The sequence below is a fragment of the Pleionea sp. WD8-19 genome (assembly GCF_055326765.1).
In genome coordinates this window covers 194,499-207,975 of sequence record NZ_JBUZOU010000004.1, presented here as the reverse complement: position 1 = coordinate 207,975, position 13,477 = coordinate 194,499, and the positions used below count along the sequence as shown (strand labels likewise).

Annotated in this window: 11 protein-coding genes; 2 read left to right on the top strand and 9 right to left on the bottom strand. The window is 45.0% G+C overall.

Features of this window, described 5'->3' with window-relative positions; all coding sequences use genetic code 11:
• Nucleotides 1-6 precede the first annotated feature (6 nt).
• The 4 genes from ACTUJY_RS06815 to trxA form a co-directional block, all read right to left on the bottom strand.
• Nucleotides 7-729: an NAD(P)H-flavin reductase gene (locus tag ACTUJY_RS06815; protein ID WP_463615316.1), complete on the bottom strand. Its 723-nt coding sequence runs from the start codon at nt 727-729 to the stop codon at nt 7-9.
• Nucleotides 730-731: 2 nt separating this feature from the next.
• Nucleotides 732-2,201, bottom strand: coding sequence for a 4-hydroxy-3-polyprenylbenzoate decarboxylase (ubiD, locus tag ACTUJY_RS06810; RefSeq protein ID WP_463615315.1), 1,470 nt, complete (start codon nt 2,199-2,201; stop codon nt 732-734).
• Between the two features lie 50 nt (nt 2,202-2,251).
• The gene (gene rho, locus ACTUJY_RS06805) at nt 2,252-3,508 is read right to left on the bottom strand and encodes a transcription termination factor Rho (RefSeq protein WP_463615314.1); all 1,257 of its coding nucleotides are present in this window, start codon (nt 3,506-3,508) and stop codon (nt 2,252-2,254) included.
• A 245-nt stretch (nt 3,509-3,753) separates the two neighbouring features.
• Nucleotides 3,754-4,080, bottom strand: a complete 327-nt coding sequence (trxA, locus tag ACTUJY_RS06800; protein WP_463615313.1) for a thioredoxin TrxA — start codon at nt 4,078-4,080, stop codon at nt 3,754-3,756.
• A 352-nt stretch (nt 4,081-4,432) separates the two neighbouring features.
• On the opposite strand from trxA, the gene rhlB reads away from it, so the two are divergent.
• A complete protein-coding gene (gene rhlB, locus ACTUJY_RS06795) occupies nt 4,433-5,689 on the top strand; it encodes an ATP-dependent RNA helicase RhlB (protein ID WP_463615312.1) in 1,257 nt (418 codons plus the stop codon).
• A gap of 13 nt (nt 5,690-5,702) precedes the next feature.
• Complete coding sequence (gene ppx / locus ACTUJY_RS06790) at nt 5,703-7,202, top strand: exopolyphosphatase (protein ID WP_463615311.1); 1,500 nt, start codon at nt 5,703-5,705, stop codon at nt 7,200-7,202.
• Nucleotides 7,203-7,303: 101 nt separating this feature from the next.
• Here ppx and ACTUJY_RS06785 read toward each other — a convergent pair whose 3' ends face one another.
• The 5 genes from ACTUJY_RS06785 to ACTUJY_RS06765 all read right to left on the bottom strand — a co-directional run bounded on the left by ACTUJY_RS06785 (nt 7,304) and on the right by ACTUJY_RS06765 (nt 13,475).
• Entirely contained in the window at nt 7,304-8,614 is a 1,311-nt protein-coding gene (locus ACTUJY_RS06785; RefSeq protein WP_463615310.1) for a S41 family peptidase, read from the bottom strand.
• Between the two features lie 73 nt (nt 8,615-8,687).
• Nucleotides 8,688-10,871: a polyphosphate kinase 1 gene (gene ppk1 / locus ACTUJY_RS06780; RefSeq protein ID WP_463615309.1), complete on the bottom strand. Its 2,184-nt coding sequence runs from the start codon at nt 10,869-10,871 to the stop codon at nt 8,688-8,690.
• 62 nt (nt 10,872-10,933) lie between these two features.
• Complete coding sequence (gene hemB, locus ACTUJY_RS06775; protein WP_463615308.1) at nt 10,934-11,941, bottom strand: porphobilinogen synthase; 1,008 nt, start codon at nt 11,939-11,941, stop codon at nt 10,934-10,936.
• 60 nt (nt 11,942-12,001) lie between these two features.
• The gene (gene hemF / locus ACTUJY_RS06770; RefSeq protein ID WP_463615307.1) at nt 12,002-12,910 is read right to left on the bottom strand and encodes an oxygen-dependent coproporphyrinogen oxidase; all 909 of its coding nucleotides are present in this window, start codon (nt 12,908-12,910) and stop codon (nt 12,002-12,004) included.
• Nucleotides 12,903-13,475, bottom strand: coding sequence for an L-threonylcarbamoyladenylate synthase (locus ACTUJY_RS06765; protein WP_463615306.1), 573 nt, complete (start codon nt 13,473-13,475; stop codon nt 12,903-12,905). The genes hemF and ACTUJY_RS06765 overlap by 8 nt, the downstream gene beginning before the upstream one ends.
• Nucleotides 13,476-13,477: the final 2 nt, after the last annotated feature.

Sequence of the window (13,477 nt, the reverse complement as noted above, 5' to 3'; positions counted from 1 at the left end):
AACCGATTAAATATCTTCACCCATCTCTCGTTTGATATCCAACATATCAGAAAAAATCTGCTGCTTAGGTACACCCACGGCTATTAAATCCTGATAAACCGCCATCACCATAGCTTCTGAGCCGGAAATGTAAATATCACAATTTGAAAGATCGGTAAGTTGCTCGATCGCCGCTCGATGAACTAATCCGGTTGCGCCTTGCCATTTTTTATCTTCGCCAGAAACAACAGGGGAAAAATGAAAGTTGTTATGTAATTTCTGCCACTTTTCCGGTAACGCAATTAAATAAAAGTCTTCTGCGGTTTGCGCTCCCCAAAACAGATGTAAGTCTCGTGTTTCGTGCTCCGCAAAAGCCGACTCAAGCATAGCCTTGATGGGAGAAAACCCAGTACCACCGACAATGAACACAACCGGTCGATTTCCATCCCGTAAAACACAATGGCCCATGGGTAATTGTATGTGTGCTTTACCAGTATTTTTTAATTTGCTGAGTATATCTTCGGCCAACTGATGACCCGGAATCAGTCGAATGTGCAGTTCCAGATGCGACTTCTCCTGGGGCGCATTACCAATGGAAAAGGGAATCCAGCGTCCGCCTTCAACTTGTAGCGTTAAATACTGCCCACCATGATAGTCCACTTTGGACAATTGTTCTGAAACCAGCTTCACCCGATAAACATCTTTACCCATCAAACGGATATCATCGACCTGACAAAATACTTCTTGCACGATTACTCCAGAATTTTCAGTTGATCCCAGATTTGATCAACGCGTTGTTTCACATCCTCGTCCATGGTGATGACACGTCCCCATTCCCGATCCGTTTCCCCGGGCCATTTGTTGGTAGCATCGATGCCCATTTTTGAGCCAAGTCCTGAAACTGGCGATGCAAAGTCCAGGTAATCGATAGGCGTATTGTCAATAAGAGTCGTATCGCGCGTCGGATCCACGCGAGTGGTCAATGCCCAAATCACATCCTGCCAATCGCGGGCATTAACATCATCATCGGTCACAAGTACAAACTTAGTGTACATAAATTGCCGCAAAAAAGACCATACCCCCAACATCACGCGTTTGGCATGACCCGGATATTGCTTTTTCATGGTCACAATGGCCATGCGATAAGAACAGCCCTCCGGCGGCAGGTAAAAATCGACAATTTCCGGAAACTGCTTTTTTAATATAGGCACAAAAACTTCATTAAGAGCAACCCCCAATATTGCCGGCTCATCGGGCGGTCGCCCAGTGTAAGTACTGTGGTAGACGGGGTTGTCACGTAAGGTTATGCGCTCCACAGTGAACACCGGAAACTCATCCACCTCATTATAATACCCTGTATGATCTCCGAATGGACCTTCCGGTGCTGTATCGTCTGGGTGGATCACGCCTTCAAGAACGATTTCGGCCGACGCAGGTACTTGCAAGTCATTGCCAATGGATTTAACCAGCTCGGTTTTCGAACCACGCAATAGCCCGGCAAAGGCGTATTCACTGAGGGTATCCGGTACGGGTGTTACCGCACCAAGTATGGTCGCCGGATCGGCCCCCAGCGCAACCGACACCGGAAAAGGCTCACCCGGATGCTGCTGTTGCCACTCTTTGAAATCCAGAGCACCACCACGATGAGAAAGCCATCGCATAATTAAACGGTTTTTACCAATCACTTGTTGCCGATAAATACCCAGATTTTGTCGTGCTTTATTGGGGCCTTTGGTGATCACCAATCCCCAGGTGATCAATGGCGCCGCATCCTCTGGCCAGCAAGTTTGAATAGGAAGTCGGCTCAAATCGACATCGTCGCTTTCCCATACCCGCTGCTGACACGGGGCCTTTTTAATAGTTTTCGGCGCCATATTCAGCACCTGCTTGAAAATAGGTAATTGGGACCAAGCTTCCTTTAATCCGGCAGGCGGTTCGGGTTCTTTTAAAAACGCCAGCAGTTCGCCAACTTCTCTTAATGCCGAGACGTTTTCCTGTCCCATTCCTAAAGCAACACGGCGTGTGGTGCCAAACAAGTTGGCCAGTACAGGAATGTCACTGCCTTTAGGGTTTTCAAACAACAGAGCAGGGCCGCCAGCACGTAACGTACGATCGGCGATTTCGGTCATTTCTAGGTAAGGATCAATTTCCTGAGGAATGCGCTTCAGCTCACCCAAGTTTTCCAGTTGCTGCACAAAATCTCGTAAGTCGCGGTATTTCATCGCCACCTTGCTATCCACCTGGCGAGACTTAAATCAATAGGAAGCGCATATCAGCGCTTCATGGATTCAAAGAACTCGTCGTTGGTTTTAGTCAGTGCTAACTTGTCCACCAAAAACTCCATGGCTTCAATTTCCTGCATCGGGTGTACAATTTTGCGCAAAATCCACATTTTTTGTAGCTCATCGGGCGAAGTCAACAGATCTTCTTTACGCGTGCCGGAGCGGTTAATATTGATGGCCGGAAACACTCGCTTTTCAGAGATTTTTCGGTCCAGGTGCAATTCCATGTTACCGGTACCTTTAAATTCTTCAAAAATCACTTCATCCATTTTCGAGCCGGTGTCTATCAAAGCGGTAGCAATAATGGTCAGACTACCACCTTCTTCGATATTACGCGCCGCACCAAAGAATCGTTTGGGACGTTGTAACGCATTGGCATCAACACCACCGGTTAATACTTTGCCGGAAGAGGGAATCACCGTATTGTAGGCTCGAGCCAAGCGAGTGATTGAATCAAGCAAAATCACCACGTCTTTTTTGTGCTCTACCAGACGCTTCGCTTTTTCAATGACCATTTCAGCAACCTGTACGTGGCGACTGGCAGGCTCATCAAAAGTCGAGGCAATCACTTCACCGCGCACCGAACGCTGCATCTCCGTTACTTCTTCTGGACGTTCATCTATCAATAATACGATCAAAGAACATTCTGGATGATTGGCAGTGATTGATTGCGCAATGTTTTGCAGCATCATGGTTTTACCGGCTTTTGGTGGAGAAACAACCAATGCCCGTTGCCCTTTTCCAATCGGTGCTGCCAAGTCAATAACTCGCGCGGTTATATCTTCGCTGCTTCCGTTGCCACGCTCCATTCGCATGCGTTCTTCCGGATGCAAAGGCGTCAAGTTTTCAAACAGAATTTTGTTACGCGCGTTTTCCGGGCTGTCGTAATTTATTTCATTGACTTTTAGCAACGCAAAATAACGTTCACCGTCTTTGGGTGGGCGAATCTTGCCGGAAATCGTATCGCCGGTACGTAAACTGAATCGGCGAATTTGACTTGGTGACACGTAAATATCATCCGGACCAGCCAGATAAGAGGAGTCAGCACTACGTAAAAAGCCGAAACCATCAGGAAGGATTTCTAAAACACCATCGCCAAAAATGTCTTCACCCGATTTGGCGTGTGCTTTCAAAATAGAAAAGATGATGTCCTGTTTACGATTACGAGCCATGTTATCTAGGCCCATGGTGGCTGCGAGCGCGGTAAGCTCCGTCGCCGATTTTTGTTTAAGTTCCGTTAAATTCATGATTGGATAGGTTCGAATGGTTACAGATTAATGGATTGATGCTTATTTCAGAAAATAAGCGACTGAACATAATTGTTTTTGTAAATAGTTTAAAAAGGTGAATGCTTTAGCCTGGAATTGTCGTACTTGGGAGGCCCCACAGGAAAGCTAGCCAAAACTTAGCACTAAATTCTTCCGCTGTCCAGCTTTGCGGTTAAAGCTGGCGATTGAAAAGCCAGCTTTAAGAATCTAAATACGTATAACATTCAAATGTTGGAGTCGAGAAATGCCACCAGCTGAGACTTGTTAACCGCACCCACCTGAGTTGCTTCGGCTGCACCATTTTTAAATAACATCAGGGTTGGAATGCCACGAATGCCGTATTTGGGTGGTGTCATTCGGTTTTCGTCGATGTTTAGTTTAGCAATTTTTACTTTACCGTCGTACTCAGAAGCGATCTCATCCAGAATCGGTGCGATCATTCGGCAAGGGCCGCACCACTCTGCCCAATAATCCACCAGGACAGGAACATCGGATTGTAAAACTTCGGACTCAAAACTATCGTCACTCAAGTGGACAATTTTGTCGCTCATCTGCTAATTTCTCCTATGAATTCTTCGAAATACGAATACTACAATCGATAACCAGTAATCGGTCCAGCATTGCACCCTGTTCACTGGCGGGTATGTATGACACTATTCACATCACACCAATTATCGATTGTAGTACTCGTCAGGACACTCTTAATGATGCCCAAGGTGAGGGCAGTTTGACAAATTTCAAGACAGATATCAAAACAATCGGTTTGCAAATTGGTTCAGCGCGATTAAACTGAGATCTATTGTCTTCAGACCGTTCGATAACTGATTGATTTTTCAATTATTACCTCGAAAAGCGAATGACACAAAGCAATTTTCGAGAGAGTTTCCTAACTAAGAATTATATATGGCCAAACATTTAACTGATATTACTTTTGCAGAAATGGGGCTCGATCCCAGACTGATCAAAGCACTCGATGCAATTCACTACACACACTGTACGCCAATCCAATCGCTCAGTTTACCCCTATCGCTAGCTGGGAAAGATGTGGCAGGACAAGCACAAACCGGTACCGGGAAAACCATCGCATTCTTACTGGCAGCACTGGATGAGTTACTGACCTTACCAGCCGATCCGAATCGCCTTAAAAACGAACCACGAGTACTGGTAATGGCACCAACACGTGAGTTGGTAGTACAGATTTATGAAGATGCCAGAAAGCTGGTCAGCTTCACGGATTTGAAAGTAGGCGCTGTTTACGGAGGCACCGGTTACGATGAGCAGCGGCAAATGCTCACTGATGGCTTGGATATCCTGATAGGCACCACCGGCCGATTGATCGACTATTACAAACAAAAGGTCTACGGTCTTGATGCTATTGATGTCGTGGTACTGGACGAAGCCGACCGGATGTTCGATCTCGGCTTCATTGCCGACATACGATACCTGTTTCGGCGTATGCCACCTTCGGATGATCGGCTCAATATGTTGTTTTCTGCCACCTTATCGCATCGCGTCCAGGAGCTGGCGTACGAACACATGAACAATCCGCAACATGTGCAAATTGAACCAGAGCAAATTACCGCAAAAAAAGTGCGAGAAGTACTCTATTACCCAAGCAATCCCGATAAGTTGTCATTGTTACTCGGCTTGTTAAACAAGCACCAACCGCAAAAAGCAATGATTTTTGTGAATACCAAGCGCGATGCGGAAACTATTTTTTCCATGTTACGCGCCAATGATTGGAAAGTGGGATTATTAACGGGTGATGTACCACAGAAAAAACGCATGGCACTGCTGGAACGATTTAAATCGGGTGAAATTCCAGCATTGATCGCAACGGATGTAGCTGCCCGTGGATTGCACATCGATAATGTCACCCATGTCTTTAATTACGACTTACCTGACGATGCTGAAGACTATGTTCATCGCATCGGACGAACCGCTCGAGCCGGAGCCGATGGAGATGCGATTTCTTTTGCCTGTGAGGACAGTGCTTTCTCTTTGCCAGCAATCGAACAATACATAGAACATGAGATCCCAAAGGAGGATATTTCCCGCGACCTACTGGCGCAAGTAAAGCCCTTCCGCAAAGTGCGACCTCGTCCTAATCGTCCAAGCCGACGTAACAAACCGGCTTCGTCGCACAAAGATAATTTTTGATACGTAATTTTTTATGTCAGAAATGAATGAGTCGCCTGTTATTGCTGCAGTGGATTTGGGATCCAATAGCTTTCATTTATCCTTAGCGCGGTTGCAACACAATAACCTACAAATTATTGGTCGCCTAAAAGAAAAAGTGAAACTGGCCGAAGGACTGGATGTAAACGATCAACTCGATGAAGCATCGCAATTAAGAGCGATTGAGTGCTTGCAGCAGTTTCGCGAACGCATTCAAGGGATGCACGCCGATCAGGTACGCGCTGTCGGAACCTTCACTTTGCGTAAAGCAAAAAATGTGCGTCCATTTTTATTACGAGCGCAAGCAGCATTAGGATATCCCATTGAGATCATTTCAGGTCGCGAAGAAGCACGTTTAATTTACGAAGGCGTTGCCCATTTTCAACACAGTAATTTAAAACAATTGGTGATCGATATCGGAGGAGGCAGTACTGAATTTGCCATTGGTGAAGCCTTTGAGCCCATGTTACTCGATAGCTTGCAAATGGGTTGTATTTCTTACAATAAACGTTATTTTCCCGATGGTAAACTTTCTCGACAAAATTTTAAAAATGCCATTACCGCAGCGCGACTGGAAATGTTTTCCATTCAGGATTTGTACTTACGCGAAGGTTGGCAACTGACCATAGGGACTTCCGGAACCATTGAGTCAATATTGGAAATTTGTGCGAAAAACCAATTTGATAGCCAAGAAATCACTCTCGAATGTTTGCAAAGTTTGAAAAAGCGACTGATTGAAATGGAGTGCATCGAGAAAATTAATCTCGATGGTCTGGCAGAAAGTCGGCGTGAAATTCTGCCCGCTGGCCTAGCCATTTTAATTGCAATTTTCAAAGCGCTAAAAATTCAACGCATGCGCACTTCACCGGCCGCGCTACGTGAAGGATTGCTTTACGAATTGACCGGAGTTGAGAAACCTTTTGATATTAAAGAGCGCGCAATCAAAGGGTTGCTCTCTCGTTATCATATCGACTTTGATCAAGCGCGACGCGTAAACCAAAACGCTTTACTGCTTTGGCAAAAAGTGTGTCAGTCTTGGGAAATAGAAAAGGATTACTACCGACAGTTGCTAAGTTGGTCTGCCCGCTGCCATGAAATTGGACTGAGCATTAATTTTAGTAAACAACAAAAACATAGCGAGTATTTACTGTTGAACACCGACATCAATGGTTTTAGTGTTCAGCAACAACAAATTCTCGCGCTGCTGGTACGCAGTTTTCGACGTAAATTTCCCATACACAGATTCGAAATTTTTGACGATACGCTTTTAAAAATGCGCTTAATTCGTCTGGCGCGCATCTTACGATTAGCGGTGGTGCTGAATCATCGTCGACGCGATTTTCAACCTCCTAAATTAAATATTACGGTTGAAGATGAAGCGATGACCATTGCATTCCCAGAAGGTTATCTGGACGAACACAGTTTATTGAACGCCGATTTGATACAGGAACAAAACTACCTGAAACAAGTTGGGCTAGATTTATCGTTTTATTGAATTAATAACCTTAAAAGGGCGAACACTTAGGTTCACCTTTACGTGATTCAAATTCGGGATAAACTCAAACTTTCCTAAAGTTTAAATACTCCGATTGCAGATTAATGTAAGTGTTCAAAAAGTACCTTATCGTAAGCATCGCGGTGTAAAGGTCGTGTTAACGCTTCTAATTTGCTCATACTTTTCATGCTGCAACTGGCATTTTCCGCAAAATAAACGCCTTCAGCAAAGATTGGATCAGCGAGATCCGCCCAATCAGCAACGATTGAATCATTCACAACACACTGACTACTAATACCATCGAAGTAATCACCAAATCCATCTGCGTTCACGACTTTAAAATTAATGGCCGCCATAACCATATCGCAATACTCCTGCGGGGACATTCCAATAGGTTTACCACAAGTGGTGGTGCCTACGGTAACCACATCAATAAAAGGATCGATACCATTGATGATCATTTCACTGGCAGAACAAGTACTGTCGGTGGTTAAAACGATCAGGCGATTGATATCGAGTTTATTAACGTAATCGTCAAAATTGAAAGTGATGTTACTGGCTTGTTGCTTATCGTTATATTGCAAGGTACCAAACACCTGGTTATTGGTGTTGTCTCCGCCAATCAAAGAACCCAGTTGTGTCGCAATACTGATACGACCGCCACCGTTATAGCGTAAATCCAGGATCAATTGTGAAGGATTACCGGCTGCCAGAGTAGCAAAGGCCGCGTTCAATTCAGCTTCAGAGGGTTCTATAAATCCGTGTTGAAATGAAAGATAACCGACATTACCAACCGATGTATCTAAAATTCGAGTATCAAATACAGTATTGGTGGTTACCGTTCCTTTCACCATATCTGTGGTAATCGTTTCTCCGGAAGGCGTTATAAAAGTGACTTCAATGGTGTAACCCTCTTCATCTGGCCCGAATATTGTTTCACTATCCAGGTTCTGACTTTCAATTTCAGAAATGGTGTAGCCATTGATCATCGTTAATTTCGCACCGCGCATCAGACCCGCATTTTCTGCTCCTGAGCCGTTAAATACATAGCGAATCACCCAACTATCACTAAACATTTCCCGATCCGTGCTAAAGCCGTAACCAAAAAAACTACCGCTGCTAAAAAAAGCCTCATATTCAGCACGAGTGATGACGTAGGAAAATCGATCTTGGTCTGAACGTACGGCGTTGAGCATTTCGGCGACCGAACCATAAGCGCTGGCGTTAATGGAAGCCGGTAATTCGTCGTACCACAAATACCAATCTTGTAAATATTCAAACCAATTTTGATTTTGATCGGCAATACTGCAAGTTCCCGACTCATCTGACAGCGGACTATTGTTGTTACTACCTCCGCCACAACTCACCAAAACACCAAAGCTTATAAAAAGAAGCAACTTTACAAATTTCATTGGATCACCTAAAACTTCAACACGTCCTATGTTTAACATAGACCGCTGAGATTGTAAAAAGTTGGTGTATTTGTTAACCGGCGATTTTATCCAACAAATGTTTCTGTGCACGAAACGCGGTTGAATGGGGTTCTGGCTTTAGCTTGATATAACGGCCATCACTGTGCAACTCCCAGCTTTGCGCATTGTCCTTTAAATATAGTTCGATGGTTTCTTCATAAATCCGTTTGGCCAAACGCGAGTCCTTAATAGGGAAACAGGTTTCGACACGATGGTATAAATTACGATCCATCCAATCGGCACTGGAAGCAAACACTTTTAATTTCCCATTTGCAGAAAAGCAAAATACACGTGAATGTTCCAGAAAGCGCCCGACAATTGAACGCACGCGAATGTTTTCGGAAATATGCGGTATGCCAGGTCGTAAACAACAAATCCCACGAATCAACAATTCGACTTTCACGCCCGCTTGAGAAGCATGATAAAGCTGTTTAATCATCTTCGCTTCGGTCAAGGAGTTCATACGTGCCATAATAAAAGCAGGCTTGCCCTGTTTATGATTTTCAATTTCCTGTTCAATCAATTCAAACAATTGACTCTGCAAAGTAAATGGCGCTTGAAGAATTTCGTTCATATCGTACGCACGCCCCATACCGGTCAATTGTAAAAATACGCGCTGAGCGTCTTCACATAATTTTTTGTCTGCGGTTAGCAGCCCCAAGTCCGTGTATAATTTTGCCGTGCCTGCATGATAATTGCCGGTGCCCAAGTGTGCATAATGACGTAACTTTTTCCTTTCTCTACGCGTTACCACACAAAGTTTGGCGTGAGTTTTATAACCGACCACACCGTACACCACCAAAGCGCCAGCATCTTGTAATTTATTCGCCAATTCGATGTTGGCTTTTTCATCGAAGCGAGCCCTCAGTTCCACAACAGCCGTCACTTCTTTACCAGAACGTGCAGCATCAATTAACGCTTCAACAATGGGTGAACTGGATCCCGTTCGATAAAGCGTCTGCTTGATTGCTAACACATCAGGATCACTCGCCGCTGAACGAATAAAATTAACTACCGGCTCAAAACTTTCATAAGGGTGGTGTAAAACAATGTCTTGCGCTTTTATCGCTTCAAATATATCACCTGATTTTCCTCGCAATAACTTTGGTATTGCCGGTTTAAAAGGTTTAAATTTTAAGTCCGGTCGATCAACCATGTCTGTCAAACTAAGCAATCGATTCAAATTTACTGGCCCATTAACTCGGTAAAGTTCAGCCTCAGTAAGGTTGCATTTTTGTAATAAAAAACCAGCGATTTTATCCGGACAGTTATCGGCCACCTCCAACCTAACCGATGTACCAAAGTCGCGACTTTGCAGTTCTTGTTTTAACGCTTTTGCAAGGTCTTCGATATCTTCTTCGTCGACAAATAAATCGCTGTCTCGTGTTAAGCGAAATTGATAACACCCTTTTACTTTCATTCCCGGAAACAGTTCTTCGGCGTTGGCGTGAATAATGGCTGAAAGGAACACGAAGTTTTCACCTGGATGACTGATCTCATCCGGTAATCGAACAATTCTTGGCAACGAGCGTGGCATATGTACAACGGCGTAACCGCTGTCACGTCCAAACGCATCTTTACCATCCAGAGCAACAATAAAATGCAAACTCTTGTTAATCAAACGTGGAAAGGGGTGTGCCAAATCCAATCCAATAGGGCTGATAACAGGTGCAACTTCGTTCTTAAAAAAATCTTTTATCCACGCAGACTGTTTTCGATTCCATTGGCGTCTACGTAGAAAATGAATGTGTTGTTTAGAAAGTTCAGGAAGCAATACCTCATTGAAAATACGGTACTGTTCTTCCACCATTTCATGACAGGTCTTGCTGATTTCAGCTAATACCTGTTGTGGTGATAAGCCGTCGGGACCGCACCTTTCTGGATGATGATTCGCCCAATGCACATAAGTTGCCGCCCGAACTTCAAAAAATTCATCAAGATTATTACTGAATATAAAAATAAATCGAATGCGCTCAAGCAGCGGTAAATCTTCGTCAAGCGCCTGCTGCAAGACTCTCCAATTAAACTGTAAAAAGGACAATTCGCGATTGATGTAAAGTTCTGGATTGTGGAGATCGACTTCTCCCTTTTTGATCTCTGGTGAGATATCTGCCAAATAGCTGGATAATGCTTTCATTTCTTCAGCACTGGCATCAAAATCCAATTCGTCGGTAATGGCAGAGGGCTCTTGGGGCATAATAATGCTGTGTTACATCCTCTTAAGATTTGGTTAAAGGCATTGGAATCGAGTTTTACCGTTCAGCTTTTAAGCCATCGCGCCACTTCTTTGGCATAGTACGTGAGTACGGCATCGGTACCTGCGCGCTTGAAACAGGTCATGGCTTCCATCACTACCGCTTGTTCATCGAGCCATCCTTGCTGACTGGCCGCTTTTAACATGGCGTACTCCCCACTCACCTGATAGGCAAACACAGGCACTTGAAACTGCTCTTTTACCCGACCAATAATATCAAGGTAAGGCATTCCCGGTTTTACCATGACCATATCGGCTCCTTCCTCAATATCCAACGCAATTTCATGCATTGCCTCGTTGGTATTCGCGGGATCCATTTGGTACGACTTTTTGTCCGCTTTTCCAAGGTTGGCTGCGCTGCCAACGGCATCTCGAAACGGCCCATAAAATGCGGAAGCGTATTTGGCCGAGTAAGCCAAGATTTTGGTATTCACCCAGCCGTCGACTTCCAAAGCTTCGCGAATCGCCCCGATGCGACCATCCATCATATCGGAAGGCGCAACAATATCTGCACCGGCTTCAGCATGCGATAACGCCTGCTTGATCAAAATTTCGACCGTTTGATCGTTCAATACATAGCCACGCTCATCGATCACACCGTCCTGACCGTGACTGGTGTAAGGATCAAGTGCAATATCCGTAATCACACCCATTTCCGGAAAGCGTTGCTTGATGGCGCGAACACAGCTTTGCACTAAGCCCTTATCATTGTAGGCTTCTTCAGCCTGTAGCGATTTCCCACTGGCGTCGATTACTGGAAACAAGGCAATGGCAGGAACGCTGAGCTCCAGCAAAGACTCAATTTCTTGCAACAAAACATCCACCGATTGGCGTTCAATCCCAGGCATCGAAGGAATGACTTCACGCTGCTTTTCGCCGGGCAATACAAACACCGGATAAATTAAATCGTTGCTGCTTAATCGATGTTCAGCCACCAGTCGGCGCACAAACTCATCACTGCGGTTGCGACGTTTACGACTGGACGGATAAAAGCCAAAGGTAAATCCACTCACGAGATACTCCTGAACGTATAGATCTGTTTATCAGTATATATGACAACGGGATGGAAAAGCCTAAACCCAATTTCGCGATTGTAAGAAATAATCATAAAGCCGGGCTTCTTCGCTCCCAACTTCTGGCTGCCAGTTATAACGCCAACTTACTTTGGAGGGCAACGACATGAGAATCGATTCGGTTCGGCCACCTGTTTGCAATCCGAAGAGGGTTCCTCGGTCGTACACGAGATTGAACTCGACATAACGACCACGCCGGTAATGCTGAAATGCCACTTCACGCTCGCCAAAAGAATGGTTACATCGGCGTTCAACAATGGGTAAATAAGCAGGTAAATAGCTATCACCTACGGCACGCATAAAAGCAAAACTAGTATCGAAGTCCCAGCGATTGAGATCATCGAAAAATAATCCGCCAATTCCGCGTGGTTCATTGCGATGTTTAATATAAAAATAGTCATCGCACCACCGCTTAAACTCCGGGTAAATGTCTTCACCAAATGGGGCACAGGCTTGTTGCGCTACACGATGCCAATGTTGACAATCTTCATCAAATCCGTAATAAGGTGTTAAATCAAAACCGCCACCAAACCACCACACCGGTACTTCACCGGGCTTCTCTGCAATAAAAAAGCGCACGTTCATGTGCGAAGTGGGTACATAAGGGTTTCGCGGATGAATCACCAAAGAGACACCCATGGCTTCAAAAGCACGACCTGTTAATTCGGGGCGAACGGCAGTCGCCGATGCCGGCAATTGAGTGCCGGTAACATGAGAAAAATTCACGCCCCCTTTTTCGATCAGTTCGCCATCTTCCATAACGCGCGTGCGACCACCACCACCTTCGGGGCGCTGCCACTTATCTTGATAAAAAGTTGAGGTTGGTTGCAATTTTTCAAAGGCACTACAAATTTGCTCTTGCAGTTGCAATAGGTAACTTTTAATCGCCTGCTTGTTTATTTCAGTCACGCAATATTTGTCCGGTTACAAAATCAATAATTCGAGAAGGTTGTGCTTTTGCCCCGCAACAGCCTGGCATGATCCAATCCAACTCATTGCGAAATTGTCGAATACACTGCAACCGGTTGCGTACTACCGGTTTACCAGAACGATTCGCACTGGTCGATACAATCGGTCCAACTAATCGACACAGTTGTTGCAATAAAGGATGTTGAGTAAATCGGGCAGCCAGCGTGTTTCGACCTCCAGTGATCAACTCCGGTGCCGATGTTTGAGTAGGTAAAATCCAGGTAGTAGGTCGTATTTGCGGCGCTAGTAATTGTTGCTGCTCATTGCTCGAAAGGGGCTGTACCCAATCGGACAACTGTTGCGGATCCGCGGCCAATAAGATCAATCCCTTCGCCGCACTGCGACCCTTTATTTGCAGAATGCGAGTGATTGCACCAGGGTAGGTCGGCAGACAACCGAAGCCCCACACCGTTTCGGTGGGGTAAGCAATCACAGCGCCTTTCGATAAATAATTGGCGGCTTGATTCAGCCGCCAATGAGAAGACGAAACGGTTGGTAATGACAAGG